Raw genomic sequence first — 21,369 nt, 5'->3', positions numbered from 1 at the left:
AGGTCACTCCTTTGCGGCAGCGGCTTCGACTGCGGCGAGGATGCCTGCGGCATCCCCCTTACCGGCGAGCATGTCGACGACGCCGACGTTGAGCGCATTTCCAACATTTTGGCCCAGCAGCGTGTCGAGCCAGGTCGACACATAGGAGGCTTCGTTGTAGGCAGCGAGAATATCCTTCAAGGCCTCTTGGGTCACGACGTCTTGGGCTTCAACGTTGGCAGGGAGTGTTTCGTAGGCGTCAGCAAATTTGCGTTGGTATTCCGTTTGCATAAAGAAATTAAGGAAATCGACGCATTCCTTGGGAGCGTCCACGTGGCACGACCAACCGTCTACGCCGCCCATCATGGCGTTGGGGTCACCCTGACCGCCGTCAACGGCAGGGAAGGGGAACCAGCCAAGGTCAGCCAGTGGCTGCTTATCTGGTGTGAGGTCGGCGATCACGCCGACGTTCCATGCGCCCATGAGTTCCATGGCGGCCTGATGGTTGGCAATGAGGCCAGCAGAGGAGCCTGCACCTTGCTGTGCCGAGGTGGTGAGGAAGCCGGTGTTGAAGGGTTCGGTTGCAGCGAAGGATTGAAGGTCTTCTCCTGCTTTGAGCCAGCATTCGTCAGAGAAGTCGCCTGCCACTGAGCCTTCGGTGAAGACGTCCTTGCTGCATTCGCGCAGTGCAAAGAAGTAGTACCAGTGTGCTGCTGGCCAGGCGTCTTTTGCGCCAAGCGCAATAGGTTGAATACCTGCCGCCTTGAGTTTGTCGACGGCTGCCGACAGCTCGTCCATAGTGGTCGGGGTTTCGGTGATACCTGCTTGGGCGAAGAGGTCTTTGGAGTAGTAGATACCGCCGGGTAGTACCGACACGGGCATGCCGTAGATCTTGTCGTCGATAGTGAAAGCCGAGAAGGCTGCTTGATTGACAAGTGTCTTGGTGTTTTCGTCGATGAGGTTGGTAATGTCCATTACCTGGCCTGCTTCAACGACGTCACCAAGTTTTGCACCGCCGCGAGCAAAGAAAATATCGGGGGCGTCACCTGAATTGAGTGCCGTTTGAAGTTTGCCGTCCATTTCTTCGTTTTGGATGGCTTGGACTTCAATGGTGACATTGGGATTGGCCGCCATAAAGTCCGCTGCAGTTTGCTCCCAGTAGGCTTTGCCTTCTCCGGTGGTGGAGTTGTGCCAGAACTCAAGTGTGACGCTACCGGTAGCCGATTCGGTGTTACCTGCGCCACTACACGCAGCAAGGGCCAGCGTGGCGACAACTGCGGTGGCAGCTATGCCAGTTATGCGAGTCATTCGCTTCATCGTTGAATCCTCCGTCGCGGCGATTCGCTCCGGTCACCACTGACCGAAATCTTTCGCGAATCACCCTGAACATCATTTAGTTTAGATGCAAATATAATTCTGTCAAGCAGCAAAGATCACGATCTTATCTCGATTTAATCGCCTGAATTACCGAAATAATTTCGATAAAGTAGCAGGTATGGGAAGCCCGTCATCGAAAAACTCGGCATCACAAGGTCAGAAAATAACCTTGGCCCTGGTTGCTGAAGTCGCTGGCGTGTCAAAAGCGTCAGCCTCGAAAGCCCTTAATAACCGCAAAGACGTATCCGCCGATACACGACGCCGTGTGCAGGAAGCCTGCCAACGCCTCGGCTATCAACCGACAACGATGCGCACCCCCACCCATCCGCGTATTGCTCTGGTCGCCGACAACCTGTCCACCAGTTACACCCTTGAGGTCCTTAAAGGCGCTACCACAGAAGCGATGCGCCGTAATATCGCGCTGTATCTGAGCCACACCAGTATCGACGCATCTGACCTACCTGAAGGGCATCACCCGCTGAGCAAAGAGTGGATTACTCAGATCAAAGCTGAGGGGTATTTGGGTCTCATCACACTCACTTCGCGCCTAGAGGACGCCTTCGTCTCCCACTTACGCCGAGCAGGATTACCACATGTGGCGATTGATCCTGCGAGCACACCACCATTGGGAACCGCCTCGATTGGCGCAACAAATTGGAACGGCGGCAGAGAAGCAACCCAGCATCTCATCGACCTGGGACACCGCAAAATTGCCTTTATACACGGACCTCACACCTCCGTCCCTGCACGAGAACGGCATGAAGGTTACCTGTCGGCCATGCGCGGCAACCACCTCAACGTCGATCCTGCGTGGATTGTCGGTCACGATTTCAGTTACGAGGGCGGTTACCGGGCTGGTCTTGACCTCCTCGACCTTCCCGAGGCGGTGCGGCCGACCGCTGTTTTCGCCAGTAACGACATGGCCGCCTTTGGTGTCTACGAAGCCGCACGAGAACGTGGGATACATATCCCACACGACCTGTCCGTCGTCGGCTTCGACGACACCGATATGGCTCTGTGGGCGACACCGCGCCTTACCACCGTCCACCAACCGCTACTCAATATGGGTGCCGCCGCCGTGTCGACCTTGATTGACCTCGGCGGAAATAGTCCCGCAACACCGAGCCATCCGGTCCAACTTTCCACCCACCTCGTCGTGCGCGACTCCAGTGCTGCAGCGCCCGCCTGAGCTATCTGCACACCAGATATGCGGGGCGCAGCGGAACCACACAATCCGTGCACTATTAGCCTTTGGTTGCGCCTCCAGCTAAACCGGCAACAATATAGCGCTGAAGTGCAATGAAGATAAGCAGCACAGGCAGAGCAATTATCGTGGCAACAGCCATCAGATCATTCCAATTTGTCCCATATTGGCCAATCAGTCGATTCAGCGCCACCGTCAATGGCTGTACTTCTTGCTGGGTTGACAAGGTAAGGGCGAAGGTAAACTCCCCCCATGCCATAAGGAAAGCAAAGGATCCGATCATCACTACACCAGGTCGTATCGTTGGAATAATGATGCGGATAATCGTTTGTATCGTGCCCAAACCATCAAGTTTGGCGGCCTCTTCAACCTCGTAGGAAAATTGTTTGAAATACGGGCGCAGCAGGATCACCGCAAATGGCAGTGTGACAGAGACATCCGCCAAGATAATCGAAGGATAGGTATTGATCAGTTCCATTTGGCGGAACATCACGAACATGGGAATGGATATCGCGATGGCAGGCAGCAATTGAACCACCGTCAGTAACACCATCATTGATGTCGATATACCGTCACGAAAGCGAGCCACTGCGTATGACGTCGGCACAGCCACCACGAGAGTAACAACCAGCGCACCTAAGGCAATGACGAAGGAATTCCCCAAAGCAAGCCACACACCGTATTGGGGTGAAAATGCCGCAATATAAGAATCCCAGTAAAGCGTGCCGGGAAATAACTGAGGCGGCTGGGCAAAGATATCTGCCTTATTCTTCAGTGAAGTCGACACCATCCAATACATGGGGAATAAGTAGATCAGAGCAACGACCCATGCGATGGCAGATTTACTCCACGCAATTGCGCGTCGTTTCTTTTCTGCAGCACACAGCGGCAATGGACGAGGCGAGGATTTAGTTTTCACCTTCACGGTGGCCATCAGCGTTCCTCCCCTTTGAGTGAACGAACGTAGAACCATGACAGGACCAGAGGCAGCACAAGGGTAAGTGTCGAGGCAGCGGCACCATTACCGAATTCGAAGACTTTGAAGGTTTCGAGGTAGGTGTAGACCGGTAACGTCGTCGTTGCCGAAACTGGACCGCCTTTGGTCATGGTGTAGATCAGATCGAATACCTTGTAGGTATTGATGACCCCCAGTAGTAATACCGAGACAATCACCGGGCGCATCAAAGGCGATGTGATAGAGGTGAATTGTCGCCATGCCCCGGCTCCATCAACCTGCGCTGCTTCGTAGAGGCTGTCGTCGATGGTGTGCAAACCAGATAGCAGGAGCAACATATTGAAAGGAATGCCGACCCACAGATTCGCCGTGACAATAGCGATCATCGCTGTACTTGGACCTGTCAGCCATTGGATAGGTTGCTCAATCAGGCCAAGTTGGTTCAGAAAGTAGTTAAGAACGCCGTAGTCAGAGTCGAATATCCACTTAAAGATTGTGCCGGTGACCACTGGCGGCAATATCCACCCCACCAGCAATAGCGCGCGAATGACACCATTACCTGGGAATGGGCGACGGAAAAACAATGCCAGGGCGTAGCCGATGATGAACTGCAAGACGAGGCACGCAATGGTGAAAATGGCACTCAGACGCACGCCATTCCAAAAGTCGCCATCGGCAATGACCGCGGCATAGTTGTCCAGGCCGCGCGGCGAAAACTCCCCCGAGATCAAATTCGCGCCGTTGGCATCACTCATGGAAATCCACAGGTTATACACCAGAGGCGCAAGAAGAAAGATGACGATGTAGATAAGGGCTGGTGCAGCAAGGGCGAGGCCCAGGCCGCGAGCGCCTCGTTGCGCATACGCGGCCTGGGACCGACGACTCAGCGTTTTCACTGGTCAGACTCCAGCAACGGTGAGATTTCAGCTGCGGCCTTCTTAGCCGCTTCCTCCGGTGTGGCAACGCCGGTAAGCGCTTCTTGGATTGACACCTGAACTGCCTCGGAAACCTTGGCGTATTGCTTGCCGTAGGCACGTGCGTGGGCAACGTCCATCTGGTCTTCAAAGACTTTGAGGTTGGCATCTGAGGAGAGTTTGAGTTTGCCAGCCAAGTCAGGGCGAGCAGATAGCTGCCCCGATTCGTCACAGTAGATCTTTGCTCCTTCCGCGCTGGTGAGGAACTCGGCAAGTTTGACTGCGGCGTCGGCCTGTTTACCTTCCTGCATGACGACAACATTTTCGCCACCCAAGCCTGTGCCTGCTGCCTTACCTAGGGGCAGTGGTGCCACACCCCACTCAAAGCCAACGTCGGCAAGGTTTTGCAGTTCCCATGGACCATTGACCATCATGGCAACCTTGCCTGCGGTGAACTGGGTACGCGCATCTTCCTGAGAGTAGTTGGTCACGGCTGACGACACTGAGCCGTCGTCAATCAAAGACTTGAGATAAGCCAAGGCCTGTGCCCCAGATGTTTCATAGGTGTCGAGGTCCCCACCGGTTTGCCACACGAATGGCAGGACTTGGAACGTGCCCTGTTCATTCTTGACTGCCGATATTGCCAAACCCGTAACGTCACCGTTGGTCACAGCTTTAGCGGTGGCCTTCAGTTCGTCCCATGTCGTGGGCACTGTGACGCCTGCGGCTTCGAAAAGGCCTTTGTTGTAGTACAGGGCGAGGTTATTGGAGTTGAGCGGTAAGCCGTAGGTTTTGCCATCCATTTGTGTTGATGTCCACGGGCCAGGGTGGAATTGGTCGGCTTTGCTGCCTTGCGTATCCGTGAGGTCTTTGAGCAGGCCTAGTGCGGCGAAGTTCTGGTTGTCGACGACGTCTACGACGGCAAGATCTGGGACGGCACCGCCAACGCCACCTTGAACGATGGATTTTGCCAGGTCACCGTATGCGAATGACGTGCGTTTCACGTCGTAGGTGGGATTGGCTGCCTCGAATGCTGCTACAGCTGCTTCCATGGCGGTATTGGATACGCCTTGACCCAGGTAATCCCACATTTCAATGGTGATTTTCTCATCCGAGGTTGCCGCAGTTTCGTTACTATTTGACGCACCGCTTGAACATGCGGTAAGACCTAGTGCAATCACTGCTGCTAGGCCAACGAAGCGTCGGCTAGAGGGGGTGGTGAACATGTCCTACTCCTTTGTGGATCTGTGATGTCAGTGTTGGGAAGAAAGGTGTCGCTTAGAACGACACGGTGGCGCCGTCTCGGATAAGAACAGGAATTCTTTCCAGTGGCGCGTCGATGGTGATGCGCTGTCCGCCTTCCCAGGTGTGGCCTGTGACGGGGTCGCGCCACTGACTGCCGTTGGGAAGGTAGATGCTTGCTTGACGCGCCCCTGCCTCGGTGATTGGACATACGAGGAGGTCGGCGCCAAGGAGGTACTGGTTTTCCACTGTCCAGGCGATGGGGTCGTCTGGATAGTGGAGGAATAGTGGACGCATTGGGGGTATGCCGTCGGTGGCTGCTTCGTCCATCAGTGCGTCAATATAGGGGCGTAGTTTTTCTCGTAGGCGAATATGAGCTGCCGCGATCTCAAAGGCACGATCCCCGTAGGACCAGATTTCATTGGGGCCGCCTGGGCTGACCGAGCCTTCGGCTTCTCGAGGCTCACGGTGTCCGTGGAGTCGGAATAATGGGCAAAACGTGCCGAATTGGAACCATCGGATAAAGAGCTCTTGGTAGGCAACATCGGTGGGATCGCCTCCATGAAAGCCGCCGATATCTGAAGTCCACCATGGGATGCCGGAGATGGCAATACTTTGTCCAGCGCTTACCTGTGTCCGCAATGCCTCCCAGGTGGGGGCGATGTCGCCTGACCAGACGGCGGCGCCATAACGTGCTTGTCCTGCCCAAGCTGAGCGGCAGAGTAACACCGTTTCGGGGGTTCCTGCCTGGGCCATACCTTCAAAGAATCCCTTGGCGTTATCACGCGGGTAGGTGTTGTTGACGGCAAGTCCTGAACCAGCAAAATATGACAGGTTGGCGGGGTGTCCCGGGTTGAGTTCAGGCTCACATGCATCAAGCCAGAAGACACGTACCCCAAGGTCGTGGTAGTTTTCTTTAATTTTTTGCCAGACATACGCGCGAGCCTGTGGGTTGGTGGCGTCGTAGAAGGCAACGGGCATCGCAGTCGACATCCCTTTGTCCTTAAATTTTTGATGGAATTCAACGCCATTATGAGTGGCAACCAGATATCCGCGCTGCTGCATCTCATCGTAGTTTTCTGACAGCGGCGACACAGTTGGCCATACAGAGACCATTAGTCGGGTCCCCATCTGCTCCAATTCGGCCAACATTGCTGCGGGGTCAGGGTACTCATTGGGATCGAAACGGAAGTCCCCCATGGCTGGCCAGTGAATGAAGTCTGTGACGATCACCGACAGCGGCAGCCCCAGTTCGTGGTAGCGTCTGGCGACAGCTAGGAGTTCTTCTTGAGACATATAACGCAGACGAGACTGCCAAAAACCTGTTGCCCAGCGTGGGAGCACTGGAGCATGTCCAACGGCATCGGCATACCGCATCAGGATTTCACGAGGCGTGGGGGCCAGACAGAGCCAGTAGTCGATGATGTCGGTGCCATAGCCAACCCAGCGAGTGGAGTCGGTGGAAAACTCGACGCGTCCAACGGCGGGGTTATTCCACAACAGGCCGTAGCCGCGGTCGGATAAGACGAAGGGGATGGAGACTTCTCCATTGCGTTGAATGAGATCAAGGACCAGACCTTTGTGATTGAGGTGTCCATGGGAGTGCTGCCCGAGACCAAAGAGGCGTTCATCCGGTGTGGAGGCGAAGACTTGATGAACCTCGGTGCTACTACCCATTGGGTAGATCCCGTGGGCACCTGGCCACCAGAAATGTTCGGGCGCCTCGGCAAGTACGACCTGTTCATCACGAAGGAAGGAGAGCATCGTGCGCGGATTACCTGCACCCGCGTCAAGGTGGAGATCGACACCGATACGACCAGTGCGCATTCGTATGCGCGTATCGCTAGTTTCAATATTTGCACTGATTGAAGGCAACTGCTCAATGAGCGCGCCGTGATCAGGTTTGTCGAGGCTGTGGCGCGCCATACGCACGCGAACAGCATCGGCACCCCAGGTCTCTACGCGCATAACGTAGTGCTCATGCCTGGCCTCAAATCCGGTGGCAAAAGCCTGGACGTCCAGCATAAATGTGCCTCCTCACCCGTCGCGCATACGTATGCGCATTGCTAAACAAATATGTCCTGAACCTCGCTGCTCAGAACATCACGTTGCGCTTAGAATAAGCGAGACCCCTCACACTGTCAACGATGGTAGGACCATGAACATCAAAAAGCCCACAAGCCACGATGTTGCCCGCCTCGCCGGAGTGTCTCAAACCACGGTGTCCTACGTCATGAGCGGCCGCCGCGTCGTTGCACCTGAGACAGAAAACCGCGTCCTTCGCGCCATGGAAGAACTCGGATATCAGCCACACTCTGGTGCACGCGCCCTACGATCAAGCCGTTCGAATGTCTTGGGTGTCGTGGTTCCCTACCATGCCGGAGCCGACCCGGCTGCCCAGCACCACTTCCTTGTATCTCTGGCCAGTGTTGCCAGAGAAAGCGATTACGACATCCTCCTTCTTACGGCAGACGAAGGCGCGGCAGGTCTTCGTCGAGTAATTGACACAGCATTATGCGATGGCCTTTTCATTATGGAAGTCCTCGCCGACGATCCTCGTGCCCGCGTCTTAGTTGAATCCCAAACCCCCGCTGTCTTCATTGGCATACCTGGCGACATACAAGGCGTCATTGCTATTGATGCGGACTACGCCCAGGCAGCAGCGCAAGCTATCGAACACCTGGCCAATCGTGGGCACCACACGGTGACCTTCCTCGTTCCAGGACACCAATCGCTGGCGAACCTCAACTTTATTGAACGTTTTCGCCAGTCTACGCACCGGCGCGCACGAGAGCTGGGTGTGCAACTCAATGAATACCCCGTGAGTGTTTCCTACGAGCATATTTTGCGCCATCTTCATGACATTGACCCACGCAGTGGCGACGCACTGCTACTGGCCCCCATCGTGCCCGCCGACGACTGGTGTAACGCGCTTCGCAGCCGTGGTTTAGTGCCCGGTCAAGACGTGAGCCTTATTGCCTCCTCATGGGATGCTCAGCATTCCCACACCGTTGACCACCCATCTCATTTCGATATGCGCACCGATCAACTGACAAAACAAGCGATGCGACTGCTTCTTGATCGTATTAACTCTCAGCCTCCACGTCAGGCGCTCCACCAGCTCATCGAACCGACCTTCGTACCTGGCAGCACACTGATGCCAAAACGCTACTAACTGCTACTGCCTACCCGGCGTTTCAGAGGCATATACGCACCAACAGCGATGACGAGTGCAATGGCAGCGAAAGCACGGATCGTTCCGAAACCACCCAATGCACCATAGCGATCGATCACAGCACCAGCAACGAGATTCGACGTTGACATGCCGACAACCCACATCGCACCCTGGTGGGCCATACCTTCAGTCAAACGCGATGAAGGAACGATACGAAAAAGCATCTGATTAAGGTTGACAACGGTAGGCGCTTGGAATAGACCCGATATAAACATCACGGCACCAGCAGCCGCCATCGACGGCACCATTACGAGCGCAGAACATCCTAATGCGAGGGCCGCCAATCCAAGATAAAAACGCAGCAGAAGCGAACTGCGCCATTGTTTCATGCCATAAAGTACCGCAGCAATCATTGATGCCGCGGAGAAACAGGCTGTCACAACGCCAGCCCATTCTTGGACGCCTTGTTCACGCGCGAATGCCACTACAGCAATACCTGTGGTGCTTTGGAAGGCCCCGTAGAACACCTGAATTATTAGTAGCGCCACGAACGAGGCGGTCCACAGTCTGACAGTGGCTAATGCGTACCGAGGCGGTATTGGACGAGGCGATGCGCCCACCGGGTTGTCGTTGCCTGCTTGCGTCACCTCGATGGAGACAGCGGAGTCATTGGGCGCCTCGTTAATCCGCGCAGTAAGGGGAGGCGCGGCAGGGTTGGCCGCATCTGGAGACGGTGTATCGGTGACAACTGCACTTAAGGGCGGCGTAGCACAGGCAGCCGCACCTGGAGATGGTCCGCCTGGAAATACCTGTTCAGGCACCAAAACCCCAGCTGCATCAACCAATGCAATCGGCTCATATATTCGGTTTCCTAGCAGCAAATACAAACCGACGACGATCGCGCATGCAGAAAAGAGCAGCGGCGCAGTGGGCGCAACAAGGGTGGCCAAGACGGTGGCGATCGGCGTAGACAGTACCCACATACTTTCTTCAAGCACCGATGTCAGTGACAATGCGCTATTCATCATGCCGCCGCGCTCATATAAGGCCAGCGGCCATCGTGCACGCAGCAGAGCGCCAGATGGAACACTCACGCCCAGCATGAGAACGGCGACAATCAACACCCACAGTGGCGGCAATGCTGTCAGCACCCACGCCAAAAAGGCATGCGATATCAGCCAGAAGGCGGCGACCACCACGGCTACCCGACGCTGTCCCCATTTGTCGACCTGCCTGCCAATAATGGGGCCACATAATGCGCCCGATGCCGCCATCACCGCAGCAGCTAAGCCAGCGAGGCTATACGAACCGTACCCGTCGCGCACACCGATAAGGACCGCCATCGACACCATGCCGTACGGAAATTGCGCAATGACGCCACCAATAACAAAACGAGCCACATGCGGTGTCGTCAGGAGTTCTTGGTATATCTTCAGGCCAGCGCCAGCCATCGCAGTTAGCCTTGGGCGGCGAGTACCTGCGCGGCCTGCTTGGCTGCGCCAAGCGCCACATATTCACCAGCGGCCGGGAACTCCACGATGGCGTCAAGATGAGCCGATGCCAGTGCCCTCACTGCCGCCGATTTTGCACCACCACCAACAACAAGGACACGTTCCACGGGCACACCCAGATCACGCATTGCATCGAGGGCGTAGCACATAAGGTTCAATAGACCTTCCACGGTTGCTCGGGCAACATGGGCGCGGTCGCTATTGGCCAGGGTCATGCCATGCAACTCCGCTTTCGCCTCGGGCAAATTCGGCGTGCGTTCGCCCTCAAAGTAGGGGATGAGGGTGAGTCCTCCAGCGTCGGGCACGGATAATGCTGCCTCGTCGAAGGCTGCATAATCTAGACCGGTGACGGCCATCATGGCATCGATGATGCGGCTGGCGTTCAGCGTGCAGGCCAGCGGCAGCCAGTTCCCTGATGCGTCAGAAAAGCCGGTGACCAGTCCGGAAGGATCCTCAACGGGTGTTGCTGATACGGCAGCTACCACGCCCGAGGTTCCCAGCGACAAGAGCGCTGACCCCACCTGCAGGCCAACACCAAGTGCAGCGCCCGCATTGTCACCTGCGCCGGGACCGAGGATGATGTCGCCCCACCCTCGCGAAGCATCGCCTCGACCTGCCATCTCCCAGGGGGCCAGGATACGCGGCAGAATAATCGCCTCCGCCTCCGCCTGATCAATCCGTAGCGCGTCAGCGAGGATATCGCGACGGTATGCGTATGACGCTTGCCCATCTTTCGTGCAGCGCGCATGGTAACCCGTACCCGAGGCATCGGAGCGGTCTGTCACTAAGGCATCTAACGATGGAGCGCCCATGATTTTCCATGTGAGCCAATCGTGAGGCAGGCAGATGGCAGCGATACGTGCCGCATTATCTGGTTCATGCTCTGCCAGCCACCGCAATTTCGCGACGGTGAGCGATGCGACAGGAACAGAACCTGTGGTTGCGGCCCACCAGGCGGCACCTTTTTCGTTGACGAGGTCGGCTGCCGCACCTGCGCTGCGCGTATCGTTCCACAGCAGCGCCGGTCGTATCACTTCACCGTGCACATCGAGGCACACCATACCGTGTTGTTGGCCGCCAACAGATAGGGCGGCGACGTCATCGAGGCCACCTGCGTCGTCGACGGCGCGAAGAAACGCTTCCCACCACGCGTTGGGGTGCACTTCGGTGCCATCAGGGTGTGCAGCACGGCCGTGTCGCACGATGCTGCCAGTGGCAGGGTCCCAAATGACTACCTTGCAGGATTGGGTAGATGTGTCAACGCCAGCGACGTAGGGGCGTGTAGACATAATGGCTCCTGTGGTGTGCGGATTTTGTTGCAATAGTAGTGACACACCGCTTGTCGCCCACGTTGCATTGGCGGCTTATCAGGCGGCGTGGCGCGCGTGACAATGGTTGGGCACCGAGGTGAGTGCTCCTGCTGGATCCTCTGCTGGATTCCGCTGCTGGGAGCCTCACCTCGATGCCCACCGGATGACAAGGTCAGCCGATAAGGTGACGCATCGCCTGGTGGTAGAGCTCAACGAAGTGGTATTCGCGAGCACCTGCTGCATCAGCATCGAAGTCTTCGAAGGCACTGCGATCGGCGAGGAAGTCCTCCAAGCTTTCCCCGTCAGCCAGTGTCGGTTGGCACAGCTGATCAATGGATGCAGCTTTCATCAACTCTTGTGTGGCAGGATCTGCGCGGAAAGCGCGTGCCTTGTCAGCCAGCATGAGCCACATTTCGATATTGGCTCGCGCCGATTCCCACACGCCTTCCATACCTTCGGTGCGGCTGGGCTTGTAGTCGAAGTGGATAGGTCCGTCATAACGGGGGCCGCCACCGGGGAAACCGTTGACCAGCAGATCCACTGTAAAGAATGCGCTGGCAAGGTCGCCGTGCCCGAAAGCCTTGTCTTGGTCGTATTTGAGGCCCGATTGGCCGTTGAGGTCAATGTGGAAGAGTTTGCCACATTGGAGGGCTTGGGCGAGGGCGTGTGTGTAATTGAGGTTTGCCATCTGTTCGTGGCCGACCTCTGGGTTCAAGCCCACGACATCGCCGTTATCGAGCTGTGCGATCAGGGCCAATGCGTGCCCAACAGTTGGCAGGAAGATATCACCGCGAGGTTCATTAGGTTTGGGCTCTAAACCGATGCGCAGATCGTAGCCTTTGGCTTTAATGTAGGCCGCGACCGTGTCTAGGCCTTCCTTGTAGCGTTCGTGGGCGGCGTAGAGGTCTTTGGATGAGTCGTATTCGGCACCTTCACGCCCACCCCACATGACGAAGGTTTTTGCGCCAAGTTCAGCCGCGAGGTCAACGTTGCGCAGGACTTTACGTAGGCCGAAACGGCGAATTGAACGGTCATTATTGGTCAGGCCACCGTCTTTGAAAACGGGGTGGGTGAAGGTGTTGGTGGTGACCATTTCGATGACGAGGCCGTGAGCATCGGCCGCTTCTTTGACTTTCATGACCCGCTCGTGTCGCTCTGCGTCGCTGGCATGGAAGTCGAAGACGTCGTTGTCGTGGAAGGTGAAGCCCCACGCACCAAGTTCGGCGAGTTTTTCGGCGTATTCCCAGGGTTCAAGTGCTGGGCGGGTGGCCACACCGAAGGGGTCGACGGCTTGCCAACCAACGGTCCACAGGCCGAATGAGAATTTGTCTTCAGGGGTGGGGGTACGGGTCATGGTGTCCTCCGTTGGATAGGTGCTTAGGTCGTCATCGACGAGGCAAGAGTTGCCTTGTGTCGCACATTCATCGCCCGACACATTTAGTTGTGTATCTAAATTTATATCTGGGGTGCGGTAGAGTCAAGCCATGGCACAGAGTAGTTCCGGCAAGCATCCTCACTTAGATACCGGCTTGCCCTCCGCCCAACGGTCAGGCGTCCAGGCCCGCAGTCTGCGTGCAATGAATCTTTCGCTCGTCCTCAAAGAGGCGCTGGCCAACAGCGACACCGTCACCCGCGCTGCCATCGCACAACGCACAGGCATTACCCCGGCCACGGTCTCACGCCTCGTTGACGAACTCACCGCCTCTGGCCTCGTCAATGAATTACCTCCCATCGACGAAGGTACCCGCGGCAGGCCCGCCAACCGCCTCACTGCCCAAGGAAGTACCGCCATTGCCCTAGGATTAGAGGTCAACGTCTCTGGCCTGGGGGCACGCATGGTGGATCTGGGCGGCACTGTACTGGCAGAAGTCACCAAACAGGGCGACTACGCTGACTCAGATCCAACAGATACCATCACCGAACTGGCCCGCCTCGCCCACCACCTCCACACACAACATTGCACAGATAGCACACTCTTTATTGGCACTGGCCTGGCGTTACCAGGCCTTGTCTCCCACAATGCCCTCACTATCGCCCCTAACCTTGGTTGGCGAGATATCCCCTTTGACCAGCTCCTTGAACCCATGGGCACCCTACGTCCCACAGTCATTGCCAACGAAGCTGACCTCGCGGCATACGCGGTATCCTCCCCCAAGCCCGGTGTTCCCAGCGGCCCAGCATCCTTCGTTTTCGTCTCCGGCGAAGTCGGTGTTGGCGCCGGCATTATCATCGATCACAAGAGCATGTCCGGCGCACATGGCTGGTCGGGCGAAATTGGACATATCTGCACTGATCCGGCGGGCCCAGCCTGCTCCTGCGGAGCAAATGGTTGCCTCGAAGCTTTCCTTGGCCTACGTGCGTTAGCTGCACATGCTGGCCTTGAACGTGATGCCACTATCACCACCATTATCGAGGCAGCCACAGATGGATCGTCGCAGGCCCAACACGCACTTGAGCAAGGCGGTATTGCTCTGGGGCGCGCATTGGCTGCCACCATTAACCTGGTGGATCTACCACTGGTGATACTTGGTGGAAATCTGGCTGAACTTGAGGCACATATTGCCGCACCCGCACTGGCCGAAATGAAAGGCCGCACCCTGCAAGCACCATGGCAAACACCCACCATTGAGGTGCTGCCAGATTCAACATGGCTTGCCGTGACGGGCGCAGCCCACCGAGTATTTGATGCTCTAGTCAACAACCCTTTGGATTGGATCGAGTAAGAGCGACCAGCACCCCAGTGTTTCATACAGCTTTTGAATTATTCACCGCGTCACACAAATGCGGACAAGTCGATACAATCCCCCTATGAGCACCGACGACCGCGTTCGACCACGCCTCGTCGATGTCGCCAAGGCGGCTGGCGTATCCGTATCTACAGCGTCACGCGCATTGGGACGAGGCGGAGAACTAATCGCCGCCTCCACACGCGATCATGTTCGCGCTGTGGCACGAACCATGGGCTACCAGGCCAACCCCATTGCGCGTTCACTACGCTTGGCCACCGCAGGCGCCATTGGCATGGTGGTCCCCTCCATCTCTAATCCGTTTTACATTGAATTAGTCGAACAGGTCGAACACTGCCTTGCCGAACGAGGGCTTAACCTGCTGCTCTGCGACTCACGCATGTCGGTCATCAATGAAAATCGTCAGTTACGTTCCTTGGAATCGGGTGCCGTCGATGGGCTGCTCGTCGTTCCGCTTCACCAGACATACTCCACCCCAGCGGTCGAACGCACCGCAAGTATTGTCCCCACGGTCCAATTAGATCGTGGCGTCCACGACGCCTCAATCCCCACGATTGGCGTTGATGACCCCGACGGGATGGACACGGTTTTGCGCCACCTCCTTGAGCGAGGCGTGCGACGTATTGCGATGTTGGCCAATACCGGATCCGAGTTATCTTCCGATACGCGCGTCACTGCGACAGTTTCCTGCGCCGCACGCCTCGGCATTGAATTACGCGAAGAAGACTCCATCGAGTGCGCCTTTTCCGTTGAAGCCGGTGCCGCTGCCGTGCGCCGCATCCTCCAACGCGCCGACCTACCCGATGCAATTGTGTGCCTCAATGACTTGCTCGCAATCGGCGCCATCACTCAACTACGTCGCGCAAAGATTTCAGTACCTGACCAGGTCATGGTTACCGGATTCGACGACATACAGTTCGCTTCTCTGATGCACCCGTCAATCACCACCTTCCGCCAGCCCCTAGCCGATATCGCGCGCCACGGTGTTGAAATCCTCCTTGCGGACAAAAAATCGGAAGGCCATATCGTGGTGCCAGGCCATCTCGTAGTCCGCGAATCAACGTCCCCAATGCGTCGCGCATAACACGATTGCGGCTGCGTCACACTCACGTGTCACGCAGCCGCAATAAGGCATCCTGTCGGAAGCACAAGCCCTTCGATGGATCACCCGAACCAAAACCTATGGCACTCACTTGGCCACATGGTCTAGACCGAGTACTTGCCCAACAAGACGGTACTAATAGCGCCTTAATACGCTAAGCCCACCGGTTGAGGCGCCAAGGGAGCGAACTGAGGATTCACAACCTCGAACCCATTGGCCTTATACGCCTCATAGTCGAAGTTTTCGCACTCATCCCACCCGATGCGATGGTACTCATAAAAACCATCCCAATCCTCGTACCCGCTGCCTAACTGCGATTCAAGGAATGCATCCGCCATCGCCATCGCCAACCGCGGCCCGGTCCAAAAAGCACCCATGGCCAACAGATTCGCACCATTGGCAGCCGCCGCCCGACGTGCTGCCTGGAGGGATTCGGCGACCGCCGCATGGACATGCGGCACCTTCGATGCGGCAATATGGATCCCCATACCCGTCCCACAGAAGGCAAGTGCCCGTTCAAATTCGCCCTCGGCAATCTTGGCACCCAAGGCAAAACCCACACGGTGGTACATCGGAGCAGTCTCAATATCAGGTGTCAGGTCAGCTACGCGCCACCCTCGTTCCTCCAGATGCGCTTTCACCACTTCTTTCAGTGGGAAACCCGCAAAATCTGCGCCGACAACAACGTTTTTTCCTCGCAAAGTTTTCATGCCGTCTTCCTTCCAGGAATAAGTTCACGTATACGCTGACCAAGGTGCACCTCGTTCACTGTGATAACGAAGAGCAGCACACCACCCCAAATAAGTGGCCGGTAGAAATTAGAGATATCGGGGAACATATTCAAGCCCGATGACAACACCTGAAGCATGAGGATCGACAGGATGACACCCAACAGGCGTCCCTTACCGCCATTGGGATTGACTCCACCAAGCACAACGATCAAGACCGTCAGCAGCGTGTAGCTGGTGCCATAGTCTGCCTTGGCCGAATTGTAGTTGGCCAGCATCACGATACCCGCCAGCGCCGCAAGGACACCCGACATGACATAGGTGCGGATAAGCAAGGATGAGATCTGCATACCGGAGAAACGGGCTGCCGTTTCATTCGTTCCCAACATCAATATCTTCTTGCCAAAACCTGTCAGTGCCAAAATGGCACCAGCACCCAGGGCACAGACAATGAAGATTAGCAGCGCCACAGGTATCGTGCCGAAAAGGCGTGCCGCAAAAACCGTGCCGAAGGCTTCGGGCAGGCCGGATACCGGCTTGCCACCTGTCAACACAATGGCGATACCACCAAATAATTCAAGCGTGCCAAGAGTTGCCAAAATTGGTGGGATCTTCAATTTCGCAATTAACAACCCGTTAATGGCACCACATATCACACCAACAAGCAGTGCCGTACCCAGTGCAATGAGGACAGCCAGGAGTATCGAGCCTCCCGTCACATCAGCTGCAATAAAGCTACGCAGGAGCAGCGCTGTACAGATCGAGGTGACATTTGCAATGGCCACCACCGACAGGTCAATGCCGGCAGTAAACATGGTGACCATGACGCCCAGGGCCATCAACCCGAACTCTGGGAATTGAATCGCCATTGATGTCCATGTGCGTACCGAGAAAAACGGTCCAGGTCGCACCACAGCGAAAAAGGCAAGCAGACCAATAAGCACGAGGAAAAGTCGAGCGCTCCACGGATCGCGGGCAAGGAATGCACTGATGACATTCGGTTTGGTCGCACGTGTAGGTGCAGATGCAGGTGAAGTCATTGTCATACCCCTTTACGCTGCCGTAATCCGAAGTCCACGCGACCGCGCGACTTGCATGGCGGAAATACCGGTGCCGACGATAATGAGCAAGCCCAAGGCAAATCCTTGCCAGAAGGTGGAAATACCCGTAAGAATCATCGAGTTTTGCACGATAACAATCAGGGCCGTGCCAAGGATGACGCCCGTCAGAGAACCTGTACCCCCTGTGATGGCGGTGCCACCAAGCACAACAGCAGCAATCACCATCATTTCCATACCCAGGAGGTTCGTTGGATGCATCTGCCCCATGGAGCAGGTCCGCACAAGACCCGCAATGGCGGCAATCACACCAACGACCACGTATAACCAAAAACGAATGCGCTGGACTTTGAAGCCTGCGCGTTCAGCCGATGCAGCGTCGCCACCGATAGCGAAGATTCCCCGCCCAAACATTGTGCGCCTCGTAAGGAACCAAGCCGCAGCAACAACCGCCACAAACAGAAGGAAGCTGAGCGGCATCGTCGAACGTAAGCCCGAACTTGGGTTAGTCACCTCAAAAAGGGAGGCAGAGCCGAAGGCACTCATCGAGCTGGGAATATTGGGGATTTGCACCGAGTTCAGTGCACCCTGCATGACACCAGAAAAAACATTCGCCGTGCCCAAGGTGATAATCAGTGTCGGCACTGTGAGTCGAGAGGTGAAAATCCCGTTAAATGCCCCAAGAACGGCGCCGAAGGCAATCGCCATAAGGAAAGGAATAACTACCGGACCGTCATACCCCATATCAACTAACAAGCGTGTCGTCGCATACACCGCTAGCGAAGCCAAGGCAGGGAAAGACACATCGATCCCTCCTGAAACTATGACAAGGTGGGCGCCAACGGCGAAGATGCCGGGTACCACCATGGCATTGGCAATATCTACCAGGTTATTCGCAGTGAAAAACTGGCCGGAACGAGCTTGGATAATGACAGCCAACACAATGATGACAAGGAACACCCAGAACTCGTTGGCGCGAAATAGGCGTGTTCGCAGACGTTTCACATCCATGTCACGCCACTCCTTCTACGTCAGCAGCCATCATTTCGGCAAGTTCCTTTTCGCTGGTGGTGGCAGGGTCAATAGCACGATCGAGGCGACCGCCACGCATGATCAGTACACGGTTACAGTTGGTGAGGACCTCAGCAATGTCATCGGAGATCACGATCACCGCCATACCTTCTTTGGCTAGGCCTTGGAGGATCGAATTAATGGTGTACTTCGAACCAATATCGACACCGACTGTGGGGCCGTTCAAGATGAGGACATCAGGGTGAGTGGCCAGCCATTTCGCCAGGACCACTTTTTGTTGATTCCCACCGGACAGTGTGCTTACTGCATTGTCGGGGTCGGGGGTTGCCACCGAAAGCTTGTCCACCCACTGACGTTGTTCGGTAGCAATGGCCTCTCGATTGAGCGTGCCAAGGAAGCCGGCGAAAGAATCCAGTTCCGAAATGACAATATTGTCGCCAATGGAACGTTCAAGGAATAGACCTTCGGTCAGTCGGTCTTCAGGTACGTAGGCGATACCGGCAGCGATGGCGTCACGTATCGACGTGAGGTTAACCTGTTTGCCTTTGACTACGATGGTGCCGCTGTCGACTTTCATGGCGCCAAATAGGCTGAGGGCAAGTTCTGTACGGCCCGACCCCAAAAGGCCGGTAATACCGAGGATTTCGCCACTGCGTAGCTCGAAACTCACGTCCTCAAATACGCCATCCATTGTCAGTTTCGTGACTTCGAGGATCGGTTTTTCAGGGAGTTCGCCCACCTCAAAGTGTTCATCGTCGAAGTCTCGGCCAGTCATGTGGCGAGCGAAAGATTTGCGGTCAAGTTCAGCCGATGGGCAGGTGATGACCTTTTCGCCGCTACGAATAATGGTGAAGCGTTCGGAAATTTCAAAGACTTCTTCGAGTTTATGGCTGACAAAAAGGATGGCGATACCACGTTGTTGCAGTTGAAGAATGATGTCGAAGAGTGCGGCAACTTCGCGTTTTGTCAGCGCTGTTGTTGGCTCGTCCATAATGATGAGTTTTGCGTCGCTCATCAATGCGCGACAGATGGCGACAAGTTGTTTGTCAGCCACCGACAGTTCACCCACTTTTGCATCGAGGTCGACGTGGAAGCCAATTTTTGCGGCCGCTTCTTCGGCGATGGAACGGAAGCGTTTCCAGTTGACGAATTTACGTCCCTGGGCAACTTCGGTGCTCAGTGCAAGGTTTTCCATCACGGAAAGGTTGGGGAAGATGGCAAAGTCTTGGTAAATCACTTGGACACCTGCGGCAATTGCCTCGAGTGGTGTCAGTGAGGTCCACGTCTTTCCGCCGATGGTGATTTCTCCTTCATCAGCTTGGTAAACCCCCGATATGACCTTAATGAGGGTGGATTTTCCGGAGCCATTTTCACCTGCGAGGCAGTGGATTTCCCCGGGTGCAATGTCCAGATTGATGTCTTTGAGGGCGTGAACACCTTTAAAGGATTTAGAAACGTGTTTAACCGATATCAGTGGTGTGACCATGGAGCGCTTTCTCCTGGTTCTCAGGATGGATCGGAGCCTTGCGTGTGCGCCGTCTTGTCGAGGCGGCGGCTACCGCGTGGGACATGGTCCGCTAGTGCGCGGTGTGCGCCGTTTTGTCGAGGTGTGGGCACGTGTGGGGCGAACCGAATCAGGGCGGCAAGTAGAAGGGCAGTGCTCTGCCTGCCCGATACGGGCAGGCAGAGCGTGGGGTTTAGAAGCCGAAGCTGTCGACGTTGTCCTTGGTGATGGTGATCCAGCCATTACCTTCAAGGACCTTGGTGGAGCCTTCAGCGAACTTCATGGATTCGTAACCGGTGACACCCAGGTTGACACCATCTTCGATTGTCTCGCCGTTGAGGATCTTGGTCGCTAGCGCGCACATTGCGTAGCCGGCGTCAGCGGGATCCCACAGAGTCAGTGCGGACACCGAGCCGTCGACAAGGATCTGCTTGTTGGCGGCAGGCATACCGGTACCAGCCGTGAAGACCTTGCCTTTGAGACCAAGTTCTTCGATGGCGCGGGCAACGCCAGGGGCGTCGAAGGAGGAGGTGCCCATGATGCCCTTAAGTTCGGGGTATTTCTTCAGGAGCTCCTTGGCGACTTGGTAGGCTGTTTCGCCGTTATCCTGGGATTCGACGCGAGGCTCTGCTTCCAGCAGGGTCATATTTGGGTAGGCTTCTTTGGCGTGTGCGACGCCACCATCAGCCCATTCGTTGTGGGAAGCGTTGGTGACGTGGCCAACCATGGTGGTGTACACGCCTTCTTCGCCCATTGCTGTGGCGAGGTTGTCCATAATGAAGGCGCCATAGGCGGTGTTATTGAAGGCTTCGATGTCGTATATCGTGTTCTCTTGGGAGGCGCCTTCGTGGGTGACCACGACGATACCTGCGTCCATGGCTTCCTTGAGGACGGGTTCCAGTGCGCCTGGGTCAACGGGTACGACGCCGATGGCGTCAACACCTTGAGCAATGAGGTCTTGGATGACCTGTGCCTGCATGGTGGCGTCGGTTTCAGCTGGACCCTTTTGGTATACGTTGAGGCCTGTTTCTTCTGCGTAGCGCTTGACGCCTTCTTCCATGCGGACGAACCAGGGGTTGGTGGCGTCCTTGGGGACGATAGCGATGGTGTAGTTCTTGTCGCTGCTGCCCTGCGTTGTGGTGGTTGCGGTGTCGGTGGTGGTACCACCGGATGAACATGCGGATAGTGCCAGACCAACCGCTGCAGTGAGAACGATTGCACTGCTGGCTAGGCTACGTGACTTCATGGATTATCTCCCTGTACACATCGACGTTGATGGATGGTCAACGAGTGGCGCATATGCGCAGGTGGCACATGCATCCTAAGGTCGGCGAATACGATGTCCTGCGTTGGATTCGCACTCCGCGACGCACCGTCGTTAGCGCACCGCAGCTGCCGATCAACTTCGTTAACACCGACACTACAACACTTTGTGCTCATTGCGTCTCACAACTACGCGATGGTTATGCAATCGTTACCATTGGCGTGCGAAACAACAGAGCGCACACCCCACCACTGCCTCGACAATCAG

The 21,369-nt window shown here is 56.0% G+C and carries 17 protein-coding genes; 4 read left to right on the top strand and 13 right to left on the bottom strand.

The genetic code is table 11. From position 1 onward, the window contains the following. Positions 1-3: 3 nt before the first annotated feature. Positions 4-1,287, bottom strand: coding sequence for an ABC transporter substrate-binding protein (locus G438_RS0101340; RefSeq protein ID WP_205618394.1), 1,284 nt, complete (start codon positions 1,285-1,287; stop codon positions 4-6). 187 nt (positions 1,288-1,474) lie between these two features. Between G438_RS0101340 and G438_RS0101335 the strand changes: the two genes are divergently transcribed. After that, a complete protein-coding gene (locus tag G438_RS0101335) occupies positions 1,475-2,545 on the top strand; it encodes a LacI family DNA-binding transcriptional regulator (RefSeq protein WP_026459828.1) in 1,071 nt (356 codons plus the stop codon). 55 nt (positions 2,546-2,600) lie between these two features. Here the strand turns inward: G438_RS0101335 and G438_RS0101330 are convergent, their stop codons facing one another. From G438_RS0101330 to G438_RS0101315, 4 genes are read right to left on the bottom strand one after another with little or no spacing between them, the layout of a single operon-like run. Next, the gene (locus tag G438_RS0101330) at positions 2,601-3,494 is read right to left on the bottom strand and encodes a carbohydrate ABC transporter permease (protein ID WP_084402919.1); all 894 of its coding nucleotides are present in this window, start codon (positions 3,492-3,494) and stop codon (positions 2,601-2,603) included. Continuing rightward, the gene (locus G438_RS0101325; RefSeq protein ID WP_026459826.1) at positions 3,494-4,411 is read right to left on the bottom strand and encodes a carbohydrate ABC transporter permease; all 918 of its coding nucleotides are present in this window, start codon (positions 4,409-4,411) and stop codon (positions 3,494-3,496) included. The genes G438_RS0101330 and G438_RS0101325 overlap by 1 nt, the downstream gene beginning before the upstream one ends. Then, entirely contained in the window at positions 4,408-5,655 is a 1,248-nt protein-coding gene (locus G438_RS0101320) for a sugar ABC transporter substrate-binding protein (protein WP_026459825.1), read from the bottom strand. Before G438_RS0101320 ends, G438_RS0101325 begins: the two co-directional genes overlap by 4 nt. 52 nt (positions 5,656-5,707) lie before the next feature. Beyond that, positions 5,708-7,696 (bottom strand): glycoside hydrolase family 31 protein, encoded by a 1,989-nt coding sequence (locus tag G438_RS0101315; RefSeq protein WP_026459824.1) that lies wholly within the window; start codon positions 7,694-7,696, stop codon positions 5,708-5,710. A 133-nt stretch (positions 7,697-7,829) separates the two neighbouring features. Here G438_RS0101315 and G438_RS0101310 point away from each other — a divergent pair, with 133 nt between their 5' ends. After that, positions 7,830-8,846 (top strand): LacI family DNA-binding transcriptional regulator, encoded by a 1,017-nt coding sequence (locus tag G438_RS0101310; protein WP_034284569.1) that lies wholly within the window; start codon positions 7,830-7,832, stop codon positions 8,844-8,846. Here the strand turns inward: G438_RS0101310 and G438_RS0101305 are convergent. From G438_RS0101305 to xylA, 3 genes are all read right to left on the bottom strand, one after another. Next, positions 8,843-10,297, bottom strand: coding sequence for an MFS transporter (locus G438_RS0101305; protein WP_026459822.1), 1,455 nt, complete (start codon positions 10,295-10,297; stop codon positions 8,843-8,845). The genes G438_RS0101310 and G438_RS0101305 overlap by 4 nt on opposite strands. Positions 10,298-10,302: 5 nt before the next feature. Next, positions 10,303-11,646, bottom strand: coding sequence for a xylulokinase (locus G438_RS0101300; RefSeq protein WP_026459821.1), 1,344 nt, complete (start codon positions 11,644-11,646; stop codon positions 10,303-10,305). Between the two features lie 193 nt (positions 11,647-11,839). Next, positions 11,840-13,021, bottom strand: a complete 1,182-nt coding sequence (xylA, locus tag G438_RS0101295; protein ID WP_026459820.1) for a xylose isomerase — start codon at positions 13,019-13,021, stop codon at positions 11,840-11,842. A 130-nt stretch (positions 13,022-13,151) separates the two neighbouring features. On the opposite strand from xylA, the gene G438_RS0101290 reads away from it, so the two are divergent. Both G438_RS0101290 and G438_RS0101285 read left to right on the top strand, forming a co-directional pair. Beyond that, positions 13,152-14,390 carry an ROK family transcriptional regulator gene (locus G438_RS0101290; protein WP_205618393.1) on the top strand — a complete coding sequence of 413 codons (1,239 nt, stop codon included), beginning with the start codon at positions 13,152-13,154 and terminating at the stop codon, positions 14,388-14,390. Between the two features lie 85 nt (positions 14,391-14,475). Further along, a complete protein-coding gene (locus tag G438_RS0101285; protein WP_026459818.1) occupies positions 14,476-15,498 on the top strand; it encodes a LacI family DNA-binding transcriptional regulator in 1,023 nt (340 codons plus the stop codon). 164 nt (positions 15,499-15,662) lie between these two features. On the opposite strand, the gene G438_RS0101280 is transcribed toward G438_RS0101285, so the two are convergent. The 5 genes from G438_RS0101280 to G438_RS0101260 form a co-directional block, all read right to left on the bottom strand. Next, entirely contained in the window at positions 15,663-16,226 is a 564-nt protein-coding gene (locus G438_RS0101280; RefSeq protein ID WP_026459817.1) for an RpiB/LacA/LacB family sugar-phosphate isomerase, read from the bottom strand. Next, positions 16,223-17,284: an ABC transporter permease gene (locus G438_RS0101275; protein WP_051259177.1), complete on the bottom strand. Its 1,062-nt coding sequence runs from the start codon at positions 17,282-17,284 to the stop codon at positions 16,223-16,225. Before G438_RS0101275 ends, G438_RS0101280 begins: the two co-directional genes overlap by 4 nt. A 12-nt stretch (positions 17,285-17,296) precedes the next feature. Further along, positions 17,297-18,313, bottom strand: coding sequence for an ABC transporter permease (locus G438_RS0101270; protein WP_034284563.1), 1,017 nt, complete (start codon positions 18,311-18,313; stop codon positions 17,297-17,299). Position 18,314: 1 nt separating this feature from the next. Next, entirely contained in the window at positions 18,315-19,820 is a 1,506-nt protein-coding gene (locus G438_RS0101265) for a sugar ABC transporter ATP-binding protein (protein ID WP_026459814.1), read from the bottom strand. Positions 19,821-20,031: 211 nt separating this feature from the next. Continuing rightward, positions 20,032-21,084: an autoinducer 2 ABC transporter substrate-binding protein gene (locus tag G438_RS0101260; RefSeq protein ID WP_026459813.1), complete on the bottom strand. Its 1,053-nt coding sequence runs from the start codon at positions 21,082-21,084 to the stop codon at positions 20,032-20,034. Positions 21,085-21,369 lie beyond the last annotated feature (285 nt).

This window comes from Schaalia suimastitidis DSM 15538 (assembly GCF_000429105.1).
Lineage (GTDB): Bacteria > Actinomycetota > Actinomycetes > Actinomycetales > Actinomycetaceae > Pauljensenia > Pauljensenia suimastitidis.
Note: the sequence above shows the minus strand (reverse complement) of the source record. Positions and strands in the feature narration are given on the sequence as shown.

Excerpts from the sequence above, each read along its gene's own strand:
- G438_RS0101315 (WP_026459824.1), bottom strand. The coding sequence starts at position 7,696 with ATGCTGGACGTCCAGGCTTTTGCCACCGGATTTGAGGCCAGGCATGAG.
- G438_RS0101330 (WP_084402919.1), bottom strand. The coding sequence starts at position 3,494 with ATGGCCACCGTGAAGGTGAAAACTAAATCCTCGCCTCGTCCATTGCCG.
- G438_RS0101305 (WP_026459822.1), bottom strand. The coding sequence starts at position 10,297 with ATGGCTGGCGCTGGCCTGAAGATATACCAAGAACTCCTGACGACACCG.
- G438_RS0101300 (WP_026459821.1), bottom strand. The coding sequence starts at position 11,646 with ATGTCTACACGCCCCTACGTCGCTGGCGTTGACACATCTACCCAATCC.
- G438_RS0101320 (WP_026459825.1), bottom strand. The coding sequence starts at position 5,655 with ATGTTCACCACCCCCTCTAGCCGACGCTTCGTTGGCCTAGCAGCAGTG.
- G438_RS0101310 (WP_034284569.1), top strand. The coding sequence starts at position 7,830 with ATGAACATCAAAAAGCCCACAAGCCACGATGTTGCCCGCCTCGCCGGA.
- G438_RS0101335 (WP_026459828.1), top strand. The coding sequence starts at position 1,475 with ATGGGAAGCCCGTCATCGAAAAACTCGGCATCACAAGGTCAGAAAATA.
- G438_RS0101270 (WP_034284563.1), bottom strand. The coding sequence starts at position 18,313 with ATGGATGTGAAACGTCTGCGAACACGCCTATTTCGCGCCAACGAGTTC.
- G438_RS0101275 (WP_051259177.1), bottom strand. The coding sequence starts at position 17,284 with ATGACTTCACCTGCATCTGCACCTACACGTGCGACCAAACCGAATGTC.
- G438_RS0101285 (WP_026459818.1), top strand. The coding sequence starts at position 14,476 with ATGAGCACCGACGACCGCGTTCGACCACGCCTCGTCGATGTCGCCAAG.
- xylA (WP_026459820.1), bottom strand. The coding sequence starts at position 13,021 with ATGACCCGTACCCCCACCCCTGAAGACAAATTCTCATTCGGCCTGTGG.
- G438_RS0101265 (WP_026459814.1), bottom strand. The coding sequence starts at position 19,820 with ATGGTCACACCACTGATATCGGTTAAACACGTTTCTAAATCCTTTAAA.
- G438_RS0101280 (WP_026459817.1), bottom strand. The coding sequence starts at position 16,226 with ATGAAAACTTTGCGAGGAAAAAACGTTGTTGTCGGCGCAGATTTTGCG.
- G438_RS0101290 (WP_205618393.1), top strand. The coding sequence starts at position 13,152 with ATGGCACAGAGTAGTTCCGGCAAGCATCCTCACTTAGATACCGGCTTG.
- G438_RS0101260 (WP_026459813.1), bottom strand. The coding sequence starts at position 21,084 with ATGAAGTCACGTAGCCTAGCCAGCAGTGCAATCGTTCTCACTGCAGCG.
- G438_RS0101340 (WP_205618394.1), bottom strand. The coding sequence starts at position 1,287 with ATGACTCGCATAACTGGCATAGCTGCCACCGCAGTTGTCGCCACGCTG.